Annotated in this window: 15 protein-coding genes; 4 read left to right on the top strand and 11 right to left on the bottom strand. The window is 43.7% G+C overall.

Annotation, left to right across the window (positions count from 1 at the left end; all coding sequences use genetic code 11):
• Nucleotides 1–72 precede the first annotated feature (72 nt).
• From cysE to dnaE, 5 genes are all read right to left on the bottom strand, one after another.
• Nucleotides 73–975, bottom strand: coding sequence for a serine O-acetyltransferase (cysE, locus tag JMW94_RS03730; RefSeq protein ID WP_372815325.1), 903 nt, complete (start codon nucleotides 973–975; stop codon nucleotides 73–75).
• A gap of 188 nt (nucleotides 976–1,163) precedes the next feature.
• Entirely contained in the window at nucleotides 1,164–1,607 is a 444-nt protein-coding gene (locus JMW94_RS03725; RefSeq protein WP_045455487.1) for a YtoQ family protein, read from the bottom strand.
• A gap of 115 nt (nucleotides 1,608–1,722) precedes the next feature.
• Complete coding sequence (locus JMW94_RS03720) at nucleotides 1,723–2,616, bottom strand: RNA methyltransferase (RefSeq protein WP_201501334.1); 894 nt, start codon at nucleotides 2,614–2,616, stop codon at nucleotides 1,723–1,725.
• Nucleotides 2,616–2,993: an Hpt domain-containing protein gene (locus tag JMW94_RS03715; RefSeq protein WP_201601411.1), complete on the bottom strand. Its 378-nt coding sequence runs from the start codon at nucleotides 2,991–2,993 to the stop codon at nucleotides 2,616–2,618. Before JMW94_RS03715 ends, JMW94_RS03720 begins: the two co-directional genes overlap by 1 nt.
• 243 nt (nucleotides 2,994–3,236) lie before the next feature.
• The gene (gene dnaE / locus JMW94_RS03710) at nucleotides 3,237–6,947 is read right to left on the bottom strand and encodes a DNA polymerase III subunit alpha (RefSeq protein WP_201501333.1); all 3,711 of its coding nucleotides are present in this window, start codon (nucleotides 6,945–6,947) and stop codon (nucleotides 3,237–3,239) included.
• 353 nt (nucleotides 6,948–7,300) lie between these two features.
• On the opposite strand from dnaE, the gene JMW94_RS14830 reads away from it, so the two are divergent.
• Nucleotides 7,301–7,978 (top strand): hypothetical protein, encoded by a 678-nt coding sequence (locus JMW94_RS14830; protein ID WP_227679044.1) that lies wholly within the window; start codon nucleotides 7,301–7,303, stop codon nucleotides 7,976–7,978.
• A gap of 21 nt (nucleotides 7,979–7,999) precedes the next feature.
• Nucleotides 8,000–8,431, top strand: a complete 432-nt coding sequence (locus JMW94_RS14825) for a restriction endonuclease (RefSeq protein ID WP_227679043.1) — start codon at nucleotides 8,000–8,002, stop codon at nucleotides 8,429–8,431.
• A 131-nt stretch (nucleotides 8,432–8,562) separates the two neighbouring features.
• Here JMW94_RS14825 and JMW94_RS03700 read toward each other — a convergent pair whose 3' ends face one another.
• From JMW94_RS03700 to JMW94_RS03680, 5 genes are all read right to left on the bottom strand, one after another.
• Nucleotides 8,563–10,011 carry an alanine/glycine:cation symporter family protein gene (locus tag JMW94_RS03700; protein WP_045455501.1) on the bottom strand — a complete coding sequence of 483 codons (1,449 nt, stop codon included), beginning with the start codon at nucleotides 10,009–10,011 and terminating at the stop codon, nucleotides 8,563–8,565.
• Nucleotides 10,012–10,115: 104 nt separating this feature from the next.
• The gene (locus tag JMW94_RS03695) at nucleotides 10,116–11,627 is read right to left on the bottom strand and encodes an aldehyde dehydrogenase (protein WP_201501331.1); all 1,512 of its coding nucleotides are present in this window, start codon (nucleotides 11,625–11,627) and stop codon (nucleotides 10,116–10,118) included.
• Between the two features lie 105 nt (nucleotides 11,628–11,732).
• Nucleotides 11,733–12,599 (bottom strand): 4-hydroxy-tetrahydrodipicolinate synthase, encoded by an 867-nt coding sequence (gene dapA, locus JMW94_RS03690; RefSeq protein WP_045455504.1) that lies wholly within the window; start codon nucleotides 12,597–12,599, stop codon nucleotides 11,733–11,735.
• Nucleotides 12,600–12,702: 103 nt separating this feature from the next.
• Entirely contained in the window at nucleotides 12,703–13,950 is a 1,248-nt protein-coding gene (locus tag JMW94_RS03685; protein WP_201501329.1) for an NAD(P)/FAD-dependent oxidoreductase, read from the bottom strand.
• Nucleotides 13,951–14,046: 96 nt separating this feature from the next.
• Nucleotides 14,047–15,069, bottom strand: coding sequence for a proline racemase family protein (locus JMW94_RS03680; protein ID WP_201501328.1), 1,023 nt, complete (start codon nucleotides 15,067–15,069; stop codon nucleotides 14,047–14,049).
• A gap of 329 nt (nucleotides 15,070–15,398) precedes the next feature.
• Between JMW94_RS03680 and JMW94_RS03675 the strand changes: the two genes are divergently transcribed.
• Nucleotides 15,399–16,202 carry a helix-turn-helix domain-containing protein gene (locus tag JMW94_RS03675; RefSeq protein ID WP_045455507.1) on the top strand — a complete coding sequence of 268 codons (804 nt, stop codon included), beginning with the start codon at nucleotides 15,399–15,401 and terminating at the stop codon, nucleotides 16,200–16,202.
• Nucleotides 16,203–16,211: 9 nt separating this feature from the next.
• Here the strand turns inward: JMW94_RS03675 and ggt are convergent, their stop codons facing one another.
• Nucleotides 16,212–18,158 (bottom strand): gamma-glutamyltransferase, encoded by a 1,947-nt coding sequence (gene ggt / locus JMW94_RS03670; protein ID WP_227679042.1) that lies wholly within the window; start codon nucleotides 18,156–18,158, stop codon nucleotides 16,212–16,214.
• A gap of 180 nt (nucleotides 18,159–18,338) precedes the next feature.
• On the opposite strand from ggt, the gene JMW94_RS14970 reads away from it, so the two are divergent.
• A complete protein-coding gene (locus JMW94_RS14970) occupies nucleotides 18,339–20,402 on the top strand; it encodes a hypothetical protein (RefSeq protein ID WP_265088302.1) in 2,064 nt (687 codons plus the stop codon).
• The last annotated feature ends 35 nt before the right edge of the window (nucleotides 20,403–20,437 follow it).

The raw sequence follows: 20,437 nt of genomic DNA, 5'->3' as shown, positions 1-20,437 counted from the left end.
TATCAATTGATTAAAATGTAAAAAGAAGCCATTTGGCCTCTTTTTTATTCAGTATCGACGACAGCTAGAAGATTACTTCTGCTCAGTGTCTATCTCATCCATATCAGCACGACCAATCACATCGATATCCTCTAAGCAAAGTTTGTCATATTCTTTTTTACAAAAGTCAGGATCGATTTTGCACATCGCTGCTTGTAATTGATCTAAGCGATTTTCTGATTGCTGAATGTGTTCGAGCATTTTAGCAAAGGCTTCGGCGACAGGGTCTTGTGACATAGGGTCGATGCCATAAGCCCGAAACGCGTTTTCGCGTGCTAAATGATTGGTGGCTTTTTCATCTATTGATTTTTTATCTACTGCCTTTTTATCTATGCCATTATCTGTAGAAGCAGCTTGCGCTACTTTTTCTTGCTGCTTGGCATCATCGACTTTTTTGACAATTGGATTGCCCTTTTCATCATGATGGTCTGATATCATCCGAGCTGCGCTGCCGACCATAGTCGCACCTGCTGGTACTGCCTTTACTACGACGGCATTTGAGCCAATTTTGGCGCCTTTACCGACAGTAAATGGTCCCAATACTTTAGCACCAGCACCAACGATAACCCCATCTTCCAAAGTAGGGTGGCGCTTGCCATTATTCCAAGAGACGCCGCCAAGCGTGACCCCGTGATAAAGCGTCACATCATTGCCAATCTCTGCCGTTTCGCCAATCACGATACCCATACCATGATCAATAAAAAATCGTCGACCGATTTTGGCAGCAGGGTGTATCTCAATACCTGTGATGATGCGTGAGCCATAAGAAATTACTCGCGCCGCCAGTTTTTGTTCATGATTCCAAAGATAATGGGCACCGCGATGTAGGACGAGCGCGTGGATGCCAGGATAAGTCAAGATGACTTCCAGACTATTACGCGCAGCAGGATCACGGTTAAATACCGCATCGATATCTTCTGTTAGGTCTTTTTTGATGCGTGAAAGTGATTTGAATAAGGCAGTTGGCAATGACATAAATTGTCCTATCGTATTTTTGATTACAATCTATTTAGTTATAGCAGCTTTGCAGCACAAAATATAGCGATGAGCGATAAATAAAAATAGACGGCTGATAGATAAAATGCCAGTCATTGACAATTTATCTACAGGCAATTATTTATGATTTAGCTATCACTGACAACATATTTTAGCAGATCAACAACTTGCTCTGGCGTTTGCGCCCAAGCCATTGCCGCCGCATCGACTTCTTTTAGCGGATGGATAATATCTTCAGCATGAAGGGTAATATACGGCTTGCCTAAAGCCGCGCAGTAGCCGGCATCGAAGGCAGCGTTCCACTGCTTATATTTATCACCAAAACGAATGATAGCAATATCGCACTTTTGAATCATGTTTTTGGTGCGAATCGCATTCACCTTTGATGACTGATGGTCGCGCCAGAACCCATTATCTTCTTTACCGAGTACGTCACCAGCGGCGTCACTGGCTTCATGTTCAGTCACTGCGGAGGTAAAGGTAATATCTAAACCTTTGTCTTTCGCGCCTTGCATGATTTTTTGTCGCCAGTCAGTGTGTATTTCTCCAGACAAATAAACGTTCCAATTCATCATCAATTCCTTTTTATTATTGAATCATATCATTTTTAAAATCATAGGATTTGTAAATGCTACGGCTGCTAATGCAATAGAAACTCAATGCCGGAAACCTTGCATATTAAAAGTTTTAGTCTTTTGCAAGTTTGGCAATTAATGCGCTTAATAGCTGATACTCTTTTTGATCAAGCTGTAAGCGTGAGCCCAGTCGTGACAGCCGCGATGGTAATGACTTCAAGTTTTCGCTATCGGCTAAACCACGTTGAACCATCAGTTCAGTTGTGCGATGAGTCAGCTGTTGCAATTGCTGCTGGGTAATGGCGGGTTCATCCCATTGCTGACGTAAATGTACATCGAGCATTGGCTGAGTAGTAGTACTCAAAGCAGTATCTAAACTATCCGCTGTCTGAGTGTGTGATTGCGCGTAGGCAAAAATAAAGCTAGCGATTACTTGCACGGCTGACGCGACATTGAGTACAGGATAAGCAGGGTTGGCATCGATTTGGATATGATAATCGGCATAAGCCAACTCTTCATTGGTTAATCCACGATCTTCACGCCCAAATAGGATAGCGATATTTGGTTTATTAGTAGTAGCAGCCGATAGGGTATCAGCGTTGCTATCGCCTTTGCTCGACGCCGACTGTTTATCGATGAAATCAAACATAATCTTAGCAGCTTGCGTGGGTGTCACGACAGGGCGAGGCAAATGACGACTGCGACTGCTGGCAGCAAATACCAGCTGGCAATCCGCAATAGCAGATTCTAAAGTAGGTGCAATGATGGCTGATGATAGCAGCTCGCTGCCACCTGCTGCATGAGACACACTGGTTTCATCAATTGGTAACTTAGGATCGACAACCGTCAAACGAGACAAACCCATTGTGTGCATCGCGCGCGCTGCTGAGCCAATATTGGCAGGCAAAGTGGTATTAATCATGACGATTTGAACACAAGACAAATAGTCGCTCACTGTATGGTTGACAGTAGATGCTGCTAATATAAGGGTAGAATCATTACTCATTACAACCCCAGTCTTAGATTGATTTCTTGTTCTGCGCGTTGCAATGCGACGGCGATATTTTCAATCAGTGCCGCTTGCTCGCTGATAAGACGCTCGCGGCAGCGCTCTTGTAACTGGCTGCTCAACTTCATTAATTGGGTCGTGCCCAAGTTGGCGCTGGCCCCTTTTAGCGCATGAGCAACCTCAAAACCATTGGCATTGTCATTTTCTTGCTGAGCGACTCGCAGCGCACTTACTCGCTGCTGACTATCAGTGATATACACTTGTATCAAATCAGCAAAGTCTTCTTCTAACAAATCACGCATGTCTTCAAATTGCTCATGATTAATGATTTCTTCAGCTTGGTGAGCCATATTTTTATTTGGGGTTTCATCCATGGTTTTATGTCCAATTCTAAAAGTTAAAGCGGTAAAGGGTTTGTTATAAATACGTCAATGTTCTTCAGGTATTAGGGCGTGTCCTCAATTCAATCAATTACTCTGTAAATGGGCTAAACATGGCTAAATTTTGTTAAACATCGTCAAATAGCTTATCAATATCTCGATATTAACGGCGATATCTTCCTTGTTTGACGGCAATTTATCTCATGTTTATCAACATTTTTAAAATGAGGACACACCCTAGCTATAATGGAAATGCAAATTGTCTTCACTAACCATATTCTTTAATTGCTGTAAGTTATCATCGTTGGGGTAGATGCGCCAGTGCTCAGATAGCCCTACGTTAGCGATGCCAAATTCCTCATAAATGCTCAGTCCCAGTGGCAGACAATTATCATTAATGGAGGTGTCGGTATTGCTCAAAGCATTATTGGCATAACTTTGATTAGCACTATTTTGATTCATGTCATTTTCTAGCGCCAATAAATCATTGCCATTTTCATCATATAAACTTCCGCCCATCGCAGCATCGTAGCCACTATTGCCATTAAAGCTGCCACTTTGCTCGTCTTGCTCGTTGTCATGAGAGAGTTTTGGTGCCGGAATAATGCTGGCTTGTGCAGACTTGAGTAACGGTTGCAGTCGCGTCAGCAGATTGATGTCGCTGCCATGAATTTTAATACTGATTTTTTTCATCCATCTTAGGCGCGCATCGACCATGCTCATGGCACTATCAAGACGGGCAAATAAACGCCCATCACGCTCACGAATGCTGCCTTTGATGATGACGACTTCATCAATTTTTAACTGTTCTTTAACGCGATTGAAACGCTCGGCATAGCAGCTTACTTCCAGCCTTGAAGTGCCGTCATCTAAGATAATGACATTGCGATTACCAAAGTTGGCAATATCAATAATCAATCCGGCGAAATAACAGCTACCGTTATAGCCCGTGTCAGTCAGTTTATCGAGACGAGTGCCTGAGGTATAGCGTTTTAACTCATCCAAGTATTCATTGATTGGATGACCCGTCAAATACAATCCTAACGTGTTCTTTTCTGCTTTTAAACGATGTTTATCACCCCAAATCAGCTCTGGCGTCATAACCAGTGGCGGCGCGGCGACGACACCATCCATTTCACCAAACAAATCCATCATGCCGATTTCACGGTTCTGACGGTCTTGTTCAGCAGCTTGTACGGCACTTGGCAGCTGGCTCATTAATGCGCCGCGAATCTCGTACGCTTCATCGGCTGGTAAATCTGGTCGCAGGGTAGCTGCAAAGTCATCAAAACATCCCGCGTTTATCAGTCCCTCTAAAGTGCGTTTATTGACCTTTTTAATATCAACGCGGCGACAAAAATCATAGAGATCTTTAAACGGACCTTCACGGCGGCGTGCATCAACGATAGACTCAACCGCACCTTCACCAACGCCTTTAATCGCACCTAAGCCATAAATAATATTGGTCGGTGTATCGGCAACAAAATGCCATTCACTACGGTTAACGGATGGATTAACCACGGTTAAATCAAAGTTTTCACGGCAATCATTGATAAAGAACACCACGTTATCGGTGTTGTTCATATCGGAAGTTAATACCGCCGCCATAAATTCAGCAGGGTAGTATTGTTTGAGATAAGCGGTCTGATAAGCGAGCACGCCATAAGCGGCGGAATGTGAGCGGTTAAAACCGTAACCGGCAAACTTCTCCATCAAGTCAAACACGCCGCCTGACGTTGCTTCATCAATACCTTGCTCTGTTGCACCAGTAATAAAGATATCGCGCTGCTTAGCCATTTCTTCAGGTTTCTTTTTACCCATGGCTCGGCGTAGCATATCTGCACCGCCCAAGCTATAGCCTGCCATCACCTGCGAGATTTGCATGACCTGTTCTTGATAAACAATAACGCCATTGGTATTTTCTAAAATCGGCTCAAGATTGGGATGATCATAAATCACTTCCTCGCGACCGTGCTTACGGTCGATATACATCTCTACCATGCCCGCATCGAGCGGACCGGGACGATAAAGCGCACACATGGCGATCACATCTTCGATGTTGGTCGGTTGTAATTTCGCCAGATACTTTTTCATGCCCATACTTTCTAGCTGAAAAACGGCAGTGGTCTTGGCATCTTGCAAGAGCTTGTAGGCTTTTTTATCATCTAATGGTAGGTCTTCTAACACCAACGCATCTTTGCCTTCTTTTGCACGGCGCAGGTTGATATTTCTGACAGCAGCATCAATCACCGTCAAGTTACGTAGACCCAAAAAGTCAAATTTTACTAGCCCAACGGCTTCAACGTCATCCTTATCAAATTGGCTGACACGGTGACCTTCATCATCACAATAAATCGCGCTAAAATCTGTGATTCTGTGCGGCGCAATCAATACGCCACCAGCATGTTTACCCACGTTCCGGCAAATGCCTTCAAGCTTAATCGCCATCTCCCACACTTCAGTGGCATCTTCATAATCCATGTTATCAGGATTGGAGATTAAGTCTTTGAGCTGCGGCTCTTGCTCAAGCGCTTGACTGAGGGTGATACCCGGTGTTTTAGGTATCAGTTTCGACATTTTACTGGCAAGGAAGTAGGATTTACTTTGTGCACGTGCCACATCTCGAACTACCGCTTTTGCTGCCATCGTACCAAAGGTAATGATTTGCGAGACCGCTTCACGACCATAGGTTTGCGCGACATAATCAATAACGCGGTCGCGACCTTCAATACAGAAGTCAATATCGAAATCGGGCATGGACACACGCTCAGGGTTTAAAAAGCGCTCAAACAATAAGTCGTAATGAATAGGGTCGAGGTCGGTAATATTGAGCGAATAAGCAACGAGCGAGCCTGCACCAGAACCACGACCAGGACCGACTGGTACGCCATTGGCTTTTGCCCAGCGGATAAAGTCCATGACGATGAGGAAGTAACCAGGAAAGCCCATTGAAAGAATAACCTTTAGCTCATACTCTAAGCGGTCATCATATCTTTGGCGAAAGTCGCTCCAATTATCGCTACGTTTCTCGATCGGGAATAGTTTATCTAGTCGATTATTAAGCCCACGGATTGATTCTGCACGGAAAAACGATTCAATCGTCTCACCTTCAGGCACAGGAAAGTCAGGCAGGACATTGATACCAAGCGTCAACGTCACATTACAGCGGCTTGCTAAGTGCAAAGTATTGTCGATAACCTGCGGAATATCAGCAAATAGCTGCTGCATTTGCGCTTGGGTTTTAAGATATTGCGCATCGGAATAAGTCTGCGGGCGATTTTGGTCGGCAAGTACGTAGGAGCCTGCGATACAAACCCGCGCTTCGTGAGCATCGAAATCATCCTGCTCTAAAAACCGCACATCATTATGAGCAATGATAGGAATATGATGCTTAGCACCAGAGTGAATAGCCGCTTTAATAAAGGCGTCTTCACCTGAGCGATTGGTACGCTTAATCGCAAAATATAAGCGATCAGCAAATTGCGCTTGCCATTCTATTAGCAGCTCATCGGCTTTTTCTGGCATCGAGCCAACCAGTGCCTGACCGACATCTGATTTTTCAGTAAATAAAACAATCACGCCTGCCGCATGCGCTAGAATATGACTGCGCTTGACGACTGGCACACCATGATTGGCATCGTCGGCGCGCCCTTCGGTAAAGCCAAGTGATACGATACGAGTGATGTTTTGATAGCCCTCGTTGTCCATCGCGAGTAGGGTGAGCCGTGTGTCTTCATTTTCCATGATGACTTCACTGCCGATAATGGGCTTGATACCCGCACCTAGGCAGGCACGATAAAACTTCACCGTGGCATACAGATTGGACAAATCGGTCAATGCCAGCGCGCGCTGATGGTCAGCCGCCGCAGCTTTCACTAGCGGCTTGATACGCACGATAGAATCAGTGATTGAATATTCGCTGTGGATGCCAAGGTGTACAAATGCCATAGAAGACTCTTACTAGTACGATCAAAAGCAATAAGCTATCGATAAAATAAAGGATGTGTATCCGTTATTTATATGGATGTTCAAAGGTAAATAAGACCTCGATAGCCATGTTGATACGTTTTAAATGGGGTCGTCAATAATAGCATTATTTGCCGTAGACAGCCACTGATTCAAAGGGTTTAATCTGAGTGAGAGGATTTGTTTTTCTTATTTATAAAGGTGAGATTTTGCTGTGTTTTGTCTTAATAGTTGGTAGCATAAACATTTGTCCTTAAGTTATTGCGAAACAAAGCCCATTTGACGCCTTATTTCACACAATAATGTTCATGTAATCAAATAAAGACGATAATATTATGAGTAACATTACGAAGCTGCCCGCATTTGGTGACATGTTAAATGCGGGTATACAAACCATAAAAAATTTGAGTACGCGGAATACCGTTGGTCGCACGGTATTTTATAGAGAGTTTGAAAAGTTAGCACAAATTGTCAATGATCATAAAGAAATCAATTACATGAGTAATTATGATATACGCCATGAGTGTCATAACGGCTCACCTTGTTATGATGACATCGTTGATCTAATTTTATTGTGCTTGTCCGCGATGGGGCTGGTCAAAGAAGACAAGTTCAGCTTAGTACCCAATTTAAATCAGAATTTTGCTAATTTTATTACTTTTGATGAAAAAGTAACGCCTAAAAACATCATACGTTTAGACCCGTTTGGCAAAGTCTATTTTTGGTTAGCAGGAAACAATTTTACTCAATACATTAACGAAGGCATTCCAAATAGTGATTATATTGCTAACTTGACCCGTTTTGATAATAAAGCCTTTGCTGATCTGCAAAAAGTCAATATTGTGGCTTATGGTAAAAACGGCGATGCACTTATTAATCATTTGATAGAAGGAACTCAGCGCCGAACGTCTATGTTTATGAATAATTATGCAGATGCTACTGTGGGGAATGATTTTGTCAAGGTAACGCCTGATATGATTATGGCACAGCTTGAAAGCTTGTCACCTCTGTAATTTGAGTGGTTTTGTCTAAAAATGATTGAACGATCTTTAGAGATTGAAAGTCCTGAGAGTAATTTGACCTCGCGTCATACTGGACGCTCGAATGACAATGGCATTGATGGGCTGATTATTCAGGATTTCCCAGATGGTGAGGTGCATAACTATTATATTCAAGCCAAACTATATAGTGCCGGTAATAATATATCTAATGGCGATTTGAGAAACTTCATAGGGGCTTATCCACCACAAAAAACTAATCATCATGGCTTGTTTATTACCACGACAAGCTTTACCAAGCCTGCGCAGGAATATGCCAATGCAACGGATTCGCACAGTTTGATACTCATCGATCAAATGAATCTCATAGAGCTTATGATGCAACATAAGGTGGGTCTAAAAGAGGTTAATGCCAGACCGAAATTGTTATTAGACAATGACTTCTTCAACAAGATCAAGTTGTATTGATTGAATAATGACTCTTAAATAATATTTTAATGTTTATTAATACGATTAAAGCCCTCTAAATCATAGTGGTTTAGAGGACTTTAATCGTCTGGGAAAGAAGGTTGTGTTTAGGGAGATCATATCATTGCTGTTTAGCGCTTATCATATTTATCACTATACTCTATCCAAAAGTCTGCATTTTCAACGCCTGCTTTTCTAGGGTCAAAGATAGGGTCAAGTCCCAGCTTCATTTGCTCATCGTAGTCTTTTAATACTTTGAGAGCTGTTTTACTGAGTAATACGATAGCGATAAAGTTGAGGTAACACATACTACCAAAGCCAATATCACCTAATGCCCACATGACACCGACTGATTGCATACTGCCAGTGAAACAAATGATTAAAAATACCACTTTTAATATCGGCTTTAGCACCGGATAGCGTAACTTACTATCTAAATAGACAAGCGTGGTTTCAGCGATATAGTAATAAGCAATCAAGCAAGTAAAAGCAAATAAGAAGATAGCAATAGCGACAAAACCGCTACCATATTGGCTAAATACTGTCGATACAGCGGCTTGGGTAAATGCGGTTCCAGCTTCAATGCCTGGCATGTTTTCAACTAGCACCAATCCTTCTGCTGGAATTACGTTATACATGCCAGTAGACAAGATCATGAGCGCAGTTGCAGTACAGACGAGAACCGTATCAACATAGATAGAAAAGCTCTGTACCAAGCCTTGTTTGGCAGGATGAGACACTTCTGCGGCAGCCGAGCTGAAAGTGGCTTCGCCTGCACCAGCGACGTTTGAAAAGACTGCGCGGCGTACACCCCAAGAAATCGCTAGACCAACAATACCACCAAATACTGCATCCATGCCAAAGGCACTTTTGAAAATGAGCGTGAACATGGCAGGTAAGTTTGAAGCATTAAAGCCTAAAACAATGACCATAAGCAAAATATAGCCGATTGCCATAAAGGGCACAACTGTGCCCGCAAAGCTGGCAATACGTTTGACACCGCCAAAGATAATAAAGGCCAATAGAGCAATGATAATGCTCCCTGTGATGATGGGCGGAATATTAAAGGCGGTATTAAAAGAGTCGGCGATGGTATTGGCTTGTACGCCTGGCACCAAAACGCCGTAAGAAAGACAGGTCACCGCTGCTACTACAATAGCGAACGGTTTCATCTTTAGGCCGCGCTCAATGTAGAAAGGGGAGCCGCCGCGATATTGACCATCAACGTCATGCTTATATACCTGCGCAAGGGTTGACTCGATAAAGGCACTGGCACCGCCAAGCAAGCCCATAACGATCATCCAAAATACCGCTCCTGGACCACCAGCTGCAATAGCGGTGGCCACACCTGCGATATTACCAACCCCAATACGACCAGACAACGCCATACAAAAGGCTTGGAATGAGCTGATACCTTGGGTTGAGGTTTGCTTATCAAATAAGAGCCTAACCATCTCTTTAAGATAGCGGAACTGTACACCGCGAGTCACAACGGTAAAATAAATGCCGACACCAAGTGCCAAATAAACTAAAGCATCGCTCCATATATAGCCGACGATAGTATTAATAATCGCTTCCATGACCTTACTTCCCTGTAAGTATGTGACTAAAGGCTTAAATCAACTAAGCTGCTGTTTTTATTAGTGAATACGGTTATATAACCTGTGCCTATTGAGTAAGTATGCTAATTGACCACCCAGATGGTTTTAGTCTGTGTGTATTGTTCTAAAGCCTCTAAACCATTATCGCGACCGCCAAATCCTGATTGCTTATAACCGCCAAATGGCGTTGTGATATCACCTTCTGAAAACCCATTGATTGAGACGGTGCCTGCTTTAATAGACGATGCCACACGATAAGCACGCTTGATGTTCTGGGTATAAAAAGAAGCAGCGAGTCCATAGTTGGTCTCATTGGCTAATTTGATGGCTTCTTCTTCCGTCTCAAAGCTCGTCACCGCAAGCAAAGGACCAAATACTTCTTCTTTGAATAAAGTCATATCGGCACTGACATTGTCAAATATAGTCGGCTCGACATACCAGCCACTACCTAAGTCTGTGTGGATATTGCCACCTGCGACAATCGTTGCACCTTCCTCTTTTGCAGTCTGTAAGTAATGACAAACCTTATCGAAGTGTGCTTTTTCAATCATAGGACCAATGGCAGTGTCAGGGTCGTAAGGTGAGCCAACATTCCAATCTTTTAGACCATTTTTTAGCTGCTCAAGTAGCACTTGTTTTTGGCTACTATGTACCAGCAGACGTGAACCACAGCTACAGTTTTCACTCATATTCCAAAATGCGGCTGATAAGATATCGTTAATGGCAGCGTCATCGAGTACAGCGTCGTCAAAGACTATTTGCGGGCTTTTACCGCCGCATTCTAAGACGATTTCTTTTAGATTACTTTGTGCTGAGTATTGTAAAAACAGACGTCCGACCTCAGTTGAGCCAGTGAAAGACACCATGTCAACATCCATATGTTGACCAAGCGCCGCGCCGACATTTTCACCAAGACCGCAGACCATTTGCAGCGCTTCTCTTGGCACGCCAGCCTCATAGGCAAGCTTGGTTAGGCGGTAGGCAGATAATGAGGTCAGCTCAGCTGGTTTAACAATGACGGAGTTGCCCATAATCAGAGCAGGGGCGACTTTCCACGCGTACATTTGGGCTGGGAAATTCCAAGGCAATACGGCACCAACGACACCAATAGGCTCTTGGACAATAAGCCCTAAAGCTGCGCTACCAGTTGGCGCGACTTTACCAAATATCTTATCAGCCGCTTCGGCATACCACTCGAACGTCTCAATAGTCGCTGGCATGTCAGTGTTTAAACATTCAGTAATTGGTTTACCTGCATCTACACAATCTAGGGCGGCAAGTTCTTCAGAATGCTCATGCATCAGGGCACACCAGCGCTGCATAACAGACTTACGCTCTGCTGGAGCCAGGCGACGCCATTCACCATTTTCAAAACTATCGCGGGCTATTTGCACGGCAATATCGACATCACCGCTAGTACCAGAGGCAATCTGACCGATAACGCTATTATCAATAGGCGTGTAATTGTCCAAAGTAGCGTCTGATAAATGATCAGCCGCTATTAAGTGACCAGCCCAGAGCTGTTGCTGTTTTGCTTTCTCAAATACTTGTTTTTTAGAGATTTTTTCTTTAGTAGCTTGCTCTTTAGTGCTCATTTTTCTAATCCTTATTTGCTAATTTCGATGCCATAGATTCAAAGTTTGATTGCGGCATCAAATATAGCGTTGGTTATCCTTAACGTTGTTTTACTAAGCTGAGTACTATTTAGCCAATAAGGCTAAAAACGCTGCTTTCTCATCTTTTGGCATATCAGTTAATGGCACACGCACTGAGCCAACATCCATACTGCCTTTTAAGCAGCCCGCTTTAGCCTTTTGGTTGTAGTTGCCAGATTCCATAGAATGGATGGCAGGATAAATCTCGCTCATAATTTGTTTGGCTTTATCCCAGTCGCCTTGCTGAGTGGCATTAAATAGTGCAACTTGTTCTTCTGGGAAAACGTTGGCTGCGCCTGCAATCCAGCTCTTTGCACCCCAAAAGAAGAAATCGACCGGTTGATCATCACAGCCACAAACCACCTCAAAGTTGTCAAAATCAGCTTGTAGCATGCGTAACGCATGACTAAAGTCGCCGCTACTTTCTTTTACACCAACGATGTTAGGGTGTTTGGCTAGATGAGCGACGGTGTCAAATTCAATGGCAACGCCAACACGAGCAGGGAAGTTATACATGATAATAGGCAGCTCACTTGCATCTGCGACTTTTTCAAAGTGAGCAATAATGCCGTCTTGTTCAGGCAAGCTATAAGGCGTGGCAGACAGCATCAGACCGTCATAACCTAAGGCTTTTGCTTGAGCAGAAAGCTCAATAGAATGGTCAGTCGATAAGCTATTGATACCAGCGATAAGAGTCACCTTATCTTTTGCTGCTTCAGCGATAGTGGTTAATACGAGCTCACGCTCTACTGCCGAAAAGGTATAGTATTCACCCGTAGTACCGCAAGCAACGATACCGGCTACACCTTTGTCAATAAAAGCTTCGACCAGTGTCTTTAATTTTTGTGCATCAACGTTGCCATTACTGTCAAAAGGAGTAACGATTGGGACTAAAATTCCATTAATGTTCATAAGACTATCCTTAGTGATGTTGATATTGTTGGTGATTTGACGGGTGATGATTCAATGCTGAATCGGTTAGTTTTTCTGGGTTTATAAACGTTTAATAATCTGCTTATTTAAAGCGTGAGAGTTGATACGGTTTTGGATCGATAGGGTGATCTTCATCAAAATAGTAGTTGGCAATCATTTGCGCACTAACGACAGCTTGCGTTAGGCCTAAATGTTGATGCCCAAAGCTTAAAAAGAGGCGTTCGATTTTGTCGATGACTGGCAAGGAGTCTGCGGTCGATGGTCGAAACCCCATCCATGGCGTACTATCAGTAGCGTCTAACTCGGCTTTGAGCATAGGCTGCGCTTGTTGTAATAGCATATGCGCGCGCTGCATATTGGCATGGGCATCAAGTCCTGCGTATTCTACTGTGCCTGCCAAGCGTAGCCCCTCTTGCATCGGTGTCATGATAAAACGGCGATCCATGCTTGATACCGGTATCTGCAAGCGCGTACTTTCATGCGGTAGCATTAAGTGATAACCGCGTTCGGTATCTAGCGGCACATTCACGCCTGTCAGTTGCTTGGCCAATGCTTTAGAGTGTGCGCCTGCGGCTAGCATCACTTTGGACGCTGTCATATCACCTTGGCTGGTTGTTAGGTGAATACCGTCTGTATCATTGGTCGCTGCAAGAACATGGCAATGTTCAATGACATGACCGCCTAACTTTCTAAAAGTATGGTGAAGCTGATTAATAACAGCTTTTAAATTGGTTATATGTCCTGTATTTGGAAAAAATAACGCCGCTAATTGGTTATCTCGTAAAGCAGGTTCACGTTCTAATAACGCTTCTTTGGTCAATAGCTCATTATCCACGCCAATATCGTTAAGTCGACTACCATGTGCTATGAGAGGATCGACGCTACTTGTATTCTCGACCGTCAATAATGAACCTTTTACCTGTACCCATTCGTCCAATTGCCACTGATTGGCAAAGCCTTGCCATGCTTGCAGACTGTTTTTATTTAAGTTTAATAATGCTTGATGAATACGCGCAAATGGCTCAGGGCGCATATTCATCAATAGCTTCATTGCCCAAGGCATCAAGCGAGGTAGATAGCGCCAGTCTATACGCAGTGGTCCAGTCGGATCGATTAACATGGCTGGTACATGACGCAGCATGCTGGCATCTGCAATGGGGAATACTTGCTCAGTAGCGATATGACCTGCGTTACCAAATGATGCTCCTTGACCAACTTCGTTGGCGTCTAGCAGTGCGACCTTGACGCCTCGTGCTTGCAACGTCACTGCCGCCGCTAGACCGATAATACCGCCGCCAATAATATGTAAGTCGAAGTCTGAGGTCGTCATGGTTTTCTCGATTACGTTCTGTCGATTAAGGAGTTTTAAGAGTGTTCACGCGTTTATCAATAAACCTGTCATTTCATAAATAATGCTGCGATTTTATTAAGATGGGATTCCCCATTTAAAGGGATCGTCTTCTTGCACCATGAGCGTGGTTTCAGCACAAACATAAGCATGACCACAAATCGTTGGGATGATGGTTTGTGCCGGATAAGCTGCACCAGCTGGATTATTGAGCCTAGTACTAAGATCGGTACTCAGATCAGTATTAAGCTCAGATACATACTGATAACTGCCAGTAAATACGCTGCCGACGACGCCTTGTTGCTGCCATAATTTTTCAGGAGCGAGTTTATTGTCAGCCGCTAGGCAAGCAAGTTTGGCACTTGTGCCGGTACCACAAGGGGAGCGATCGTAGGCTGAACCTGGGCACAAAACAAAGTTTTTACTATCTACTTGTGTATCATCGCTATCGGCAAATAACTCAATATGGTCAATCTCGCTACTGTTTTCGCCAGTGATATTAGCAGCGACCAGTGCTTGTTTGATTTGCATGGTTACTTGAGTCAATTTTTCGACATTATTTGCTTGAATGTCTTGTCCATGTTCACTGACCAAAAAGAACCAGTTGCCACCCCAAGCGATATCACCGCAGATAAGCCCTAACTCAGGAACGTGAACTTCGACTTGTTTTTTATAACGATAAGAAGGGACATTTTGTACACTGCAGCTGCCATCATCATGTAGGGTTGCTTTAACCAGACCTACGGGAGTCTCAAGCCAATGTACGCCTGCTGATATTTTTTGTTGATAAGCTAAAGAGACGATGACGCCAATCGTGCCATGACCGCACATGCCCAGATATCCAGCGTTATTAAAAAATATAACGCCCGCTGTGGCTTTAGGATGGCTTGCGGGAAGAAGTAGCGCGCCAACAAGGACATCATTGCCACGAGGCTCTAAAATGATGCTTTGACGTAGATGATCAAAATTTTGTTTGAAGGATTGCAGCTTGTCTTGAATAGTATCGCCGACGAGGTCAGGAAATCCGTCATAGACCATGCGAGTAGGCTCACCGCCCGTATGCGAGTCGATAATTTTGAAGTTAAATAGAGAAGAATCCATGACCGACATCCTAATTCATCCGTGAAAAAGTAACATTCCATTGTTGTCTGTTAGACCTTGTCAAAACCATCCTGTTAACGCGGTCTGTATATAGAATGAACTTTTTTAGATACAGCGTCTTGCTGTTTTCTGATGAAAAAATGCGCATTCCTGCACAGTGGCTCGGTGTACACTAGAGGCTATAATGATGGTGTTTAATGGTCAAAAGACATCGTGAGATAGCTTCTGATTAAGTAGTGTTTTGATAGAGGTTTACTATCTTTAGCGAGAGATAAGCAAGCAGTATTGCTTGTTCATGACTGGGATTTAGATGACAGGGATGACATAGGATGATGGATGTAATAGAAGAGGCGGGGCTTGTCGGCCTTACTGCCTCGTTGCGGCAGAGCATGGCTACTTATTATTCAGAAAGTAGTGAGGCATTTATTGGTAATGTCTCATTATTACTACCTCTACTTGATACTTTAAAGAATGTGGTGTTTTTTGTGAAAGATGAGCAGGCACGCTATCAGCTGGCAAACAAAACATTGTTAAAGCGTTGTAAGTTAAGTCAGCATAGTGATATCGTGGGATTTACCACTGAGCAGGTGTTTTCTCATCAGCAGAGTAAGGATTATATCTTGCAGGATATGAAAGTGTTGCGAGATGGGAAATCAATCGTTGATAATTTAGAGCTGCACAGTTATGCATCTGGTCAGTTAGGTTGGTGCATTACCAATAAACTGCCTATCTATAATAGCAATCAACAAGTGGTCGCAATGGTTGGGATATCCGTCGATATTGATGAAGATAACGAACGCATTTTACGTAAGCATGCGCGCTTGGCGGAAGTCGCACAGTTTGTACGTGGCAATCTTGATCAGAAAATTAATATCGCAGAATTGGCGGAGCTGGCACATTTGAGCTTATCGCAGTTGGAGCGCACCTTTAAAGCGGTGCTCAATATGTCGCCCTTACAGTTTGTACAAAAGCTGAGATTAGAATATGCGGTTAAGCTATTAGCCATGCCTGAGATGTCAGTCACTCAAATATCATTGAACTGCGGCTATAGTGATCATAGCGCCTTTAGCCGCCAGTTCAAACAATTTACAGGCTTGTCGCCCAGCCAATTTCGCCAAATGCATTTATCATAAAAAGTTAAATCAGTATCCAACCACAGCTGCATCAACGATACGTGGATCAGACGAGCCGTAGACACCATTTGGCGTAATCATAATCGACTGGGTTGAGCCCATGGCTGATTTTGGACTGACCGTATGACCCATTGATTCAAGCTTTTTAACCGTATCAATATTCAGTGCTTTTTCGACCCGAATCTCATCAGGCAGCCATTGGTCATGGATACGCGGTGCGTGAGTAGCCTCAGCAATATTCATATCATGATCGATGACGTTCGATATTATTTGGGTAACGGTGGTGATGATGCGGCTACCACCAGGGCTACCCGTGACGATATATGGTTTACTGTCTTTAAATATCAGTGTCGGACTCATAGAAGATAATGGGCGTTTATTGGCTTCAACGGCATTTGCTTCACCGCCCAATAATCCATAACCATTAGGCACACCCGGTTTGGCAGAAAAATCATCCATCTCATTATTGAGCAATATCCCCGTACCTTCAGCGACAAGACCTGTGCCATAAGAAAAGTTCAGCGTATAAGTATTGGCTATTGCATTGCCATCTTTATCAACGATAGAGAAATGCGTGGTCTGATCACTCTCATAGGGTAGAGGGTTGTTGGCTTTGATGGTAGACGCTGGTGTGGCTTTGTCTGGATTGATTAAGGTGCGTAGTTTATCCGCATAAGCCTGAGAAGCTAAACCGCTGGCAGGCACATCGATAAAGTCAGAATCGCCCAAATACTCTGCGCGATCCGCATAAGCTAGCTGCATGGCTTCCGCCATTAAATGAATGGTTTGCGCGCTGTTTTGACCGTAGTCTTTTAGCGGATAACCTTCTAAGATATTTAAAATCTGCACGATATGAATGCCACCAGAAGACGGCGGTGGCATGGAGACAATCTCATAACCACGATAATCGCCTTTGACGGGCACGCGAGCGATGGCTTCATAGTTGGCTAAATCTTGTAAGCTCATGCTACCACCAGCCTCATTGACCGCTTTGACCAACTTACTTGCGGTTTCTCCTTTATAGAATCCATCCGCCCCTTTTGCGGCAATCAGTTTAAGAGACTTTGCAAGCTCCGGTTGTTTTAAACGCTCACCGGGTTGATAGGCGCTACCATCAGGTTTAAAGAATATCTTTTTGGTACTTGGCCATTTTTGCATGCGATCGCTTAACGCTTCTAACGACTCGGACAAGCCTGCGGTAACTTCAATACCATTTTCAGCCAGTGCAATGGCTGGTGCCATCACCTGTCCGCGGCTCATCGTGCCATGTTCTTCTAATGCTTTAAGTAATCCTGCTACTGTTCCCGGTACGCCAACTGCTAGACCGTGATAACGAGACAAGTCGCTGACCGCATTGCCATCCTCATCGAGATACATATCACGAGTGGCAGCACTCGGGGCTTTTTCACGGTAATCGAGTGCCACCGTTTTGCCTTGCTTGGCATCATAAATCATCATAAATCCACCACCACCGATGTTACCTGCGCGCGGTAAGGTAACGGCTAGCGCAAAGCCAACGGCGACGCCAGCATCAACCGCATTACCACCGTCTTTTAAAATCTTGAGTCCAATATCAGAGGCGAGGGCTTCTTGGGTGGCGACCATGCCGTTCTTTGCCCAAACAGGGTGGTGAATCGCATCTTCAGAATAGATGGCTTGATCGGTCTTGGCATTGTTAATCGTGGAAGTGAGGGCATTGATTTTGGCTCTTGTCACACGCTGAGTTTCAGATATTACAGTAGGATTATCAGCCATAATCGCGAGATTGATGGCGCTAGTGTTAATCGATGTTTGGTTGATAGTAGTTGATTGATTGGTTGTCGGCTCAAGCGCGTGAGCAGATAGTGATACTAAAAATGTGCTACTGATTAACAAAATAGCCGCTTTAATATTTGCTCTACTTTGAGAATTATTGTCAGCAGTGCGTATGTTGTTTTTTGATATAGAGGTTGGCATTGTAAAGTCCTTTTTACTTGGGCGAGAAAGCAGTAGTGAGAAACTTGTTTTGTATAAAAAAACCAAAGTATTTTCTTAATAAATAGGTTCTAATATTACTAAATTGTAACGCATTGTGATATAAATAACGGTACTAATGTACACTAATTATAGACTGGCTATTTATACAAAGAGATTACTATGTCATCAAATCATATTAATAATCATAATCGACAGCGCTACTCTGAGATGACGAGTCATCATTCGTCTATCAATAATAACGACCATGTATATCAGGTAGGTAAATTGACGTCTATCGCCTTGCTGGTTGGCACTACGTCTCTGGCTCTTTTGGGCTGTCAATCAAGCCCAGCGGTATCATCGCCTGCGCTGTCAAAAAGTATGATTGATTTTAGTACCGCTGATAGCGCGCAGAGCCAAGCACAAGGACGCGCATTTAATGCCAGCCTCACAGCCAAATCTGAGCGTTATCAGCAATTATTTTACCAAGAAAAATATCCCAATACGGACAATCAAGCCAAATCACATTTACTGGCAGCTATTCGTCAGCATTTGGCAACAGAACACGTATCAGTCGCGCAAGCCAATTATCAAGCCGTTCCTTTTATTGATCCAGATAGTATCGATGCCGGTTCTAGTAGCTTGCTTAGAACAATTATAGAAGCCTATGCTTATAAGCCTGACGGTGACTATGATGAAAGTGATTATGATGAAAGTGATTATGATGAAAGTGATTATGATGAAAGTGATTATGATGAAAGTGATTATGATGAAAGTGATTATGAGGACAGGCAAACTGAGGCTATGGCAGAGTTAGCAGCGGTAAGTGCAGAGTCGAATAAATGCAATGACAATGAGGACGATGACGCTTATGAAGTCTGTGTTGTAGAGGATGTTAACTATGACGAAAACGGTTATAGTCGCAGTGACTATCAATCAGAGAGTTACGGCGAAGGGAACTATGACACCGATGATTATGAATCAGACAGTGCTTTTTCAAAGTTATCAAAATTAAACCCAAAAAGCATGATAGAGCAGTATGAAGCCGTACAAATGGCAAAACAACAACCAGAGGATGTAGAACAAGGTAGCCAATCAGCAACGTCTACGGGCGTCATTGGTCAAATGCTGAGTATGTTCCATCGCACGCCGGAACAAATAGCTGCGTCAAATGCTTATCAATATCAAAATTTAACGTTTAATAGTGTCAGTCAGTACAAACCCAAACAGCGACAACTGCAAAGCGTCTATAGCTATGACTATGTGACGCCGACGATTGCCTCATCCATCCAGATACCGTTAGCGTTCGATTTTAACCATAGTAAAGTCACGGTAGACCCATCGGCAATCATGCCTATCGTGGCGCTTGTTAATCCTGAAAACACCCCTTTACCTAACCAAATGACCTCACATACCGTTAGTTTTGGGTTGCCGGAGAGTATTACCGCGCAGCTGCCGCCAGCAGTGCTTTACGATGCCGCCATTGCTGCCATACAGAGCAGCATGGCAGAGCTAGCGCCTGAGCATTTTAGCGCGGTAGATATTCGCAGTGATGCCTTTGCCAAAGAAGTCGGGGCGAGCCGAGCGGTAAAAGTCTATTTTGGCAGCAAGCAAAGCGGTGAGATGATCGGCAAAACCCTAAAATACATGACAAAATCGCTGCAGGATTATGTCGATGCCAATCCACAGAAATATCCTGATGGCGCTATGCTAAAAACTGCGCTTGCGAAAGTGCAGCTATACAATAAAGGCTACCAAAGTGCAGATGTGGGTGCGCTATTGCAGCTTATTGAGGCCATCGGTCCGATATCTTTTAATCAGATAAATTACTATTATTTAGACCGATCAGATCGCCTGCTTGCTAAGCAGCAGCGGGTGAATATCGGTGGCGACTTGATGGGTTCGACAACCAGCGTGCTGAATCAAATACGCTATGATAAAAGAAGCTTTAATAAACATGCACTAACGCCTTTATTGACCGAGTCTTTTGGCGCAAATGCTAAAGCTGCTATTGATGGCAATGCATGGATGGCAGAGCAACGCCAACAAAAGGACAGATTGCAAACGGCACGTGATGCCCGCTATGACTATAGTGGGAGCAGTGATGATTACAATGATGATGACTATAGTAGCGATTATGCAGATGGTGATAGTGGCTATGATGCAGCAGAATATGACAGTGCTGATAGTCAAGATGACACTGATATCGAAGACGATGCTGACAACAGGGTAGATGATCAATAACGCTATCTTGTCATGTTCAAGCCAATATTTATTAA

Origin of the sequence: Psychrobacter immobilis (assembly GCF_904846185.1) — a bacterium.
GTDB lineage: Bacteria > Pseudomonadota > Gammaproteobacteria > Pseudomonadales > Moraxellaceae > Psychrobacter > Psychrobacter immobilis_B.
Note: the sequence above shows the minus strand (reverse complement) of the source record. Positions and strands in the feature narration are given on the sequence as shown.

Coding starts and splice junctions, on each gene's coding strand:
- JMW94_RS03725 (WP_045455487.1), bottom strand. CDS start 1,607: ATGAATTGGAACGTTTATTTGTCTGGAGAAATACACACTGACTGGCGA.
- JMW94_RS03720 (WP_201501334.1), bottom strand. CDS start 2,616: ATGAGTAATGATTCTACCCTTATATTAGCAGCATCTACTGTCAACCAT.
- JMW94_RS03715 (WP_201601411.1), bottom strand. CDS start 2,993: ATGGATGAAACCCCAAATAAAAATATGGCTCACCAAGCTGAAGAAATC.
- dnaE (WP_201501333.1), bottom strand. CDS start 6,947: ATGGCATTTGTACACCTTGGCATCCACAGCGAATATTCAATCACTGAT.
- JMW94_RS14830 (WP_227679044.1), top strand. CDS start 7,301: ATGAGTAACATTACGAAGCTGCCCGCATTTGGTGACATGTTAAATGCG.
- JMW94_RS14825 (WP_227679043.1), top strand. CDS start 8,000: ATGATTGAACGATCTTTAGAGATTGAAAGTCCTGAGAGTAATTTGACC.
- JMW94_RS03700 (WP_045455501.1), bottom strand. CDS start 10,011: ATGGAAGCGATTATTAATACTATCGTCGGCTATATATGGAGCGATGCT.
- JMW94_RS03695 (WP_201501331.1), bottom strand. CDS start 11,627: ATGAGCACTAAAGAGCAAGCTACTAAAGAAAAAATCTCTAAAAAACAA.
- dapA (WP_045455504.1), bottom strand. CDS start 12,599: ATGAACATTAATGGAATTTTAGTCCCAATCGTTACTCCTTTTGACAGT.
- JMW94_RS03685 (WP_201501329.1), bottom strand. CDS start 13,950: ATGACGACCTCAGACTTCGACTTACATATTATTGGCGGCGGTATTATC.
- JMW94_RS03680 (WP_201501328.1), bottom strand. CDS start 15,069: ATGGATTCTTCTCTATTTAACTTCAAAATTATCGACTCGCATACGGGC.
- JMW94_RS03675 (WP_045455507.1), top strand. CDS start 15,399: ATGATGGATGTAATAGAAGAGGCGGGGCTTGTCGGCCTTACTGCCTCG.
- ggt (WP_227679042.1), bottom strand. CDS start 18,158: ATGCCAACCTCTATATCAAAAAACAACATACGCACTGCTGACAATAAT.
- JMW94_RS14970 (WP_265088302.1), top strand. CDS start 18,339: ATGTCATCAAATCATATTAATAATCATAATCGACAGCGCTACTCTGAG.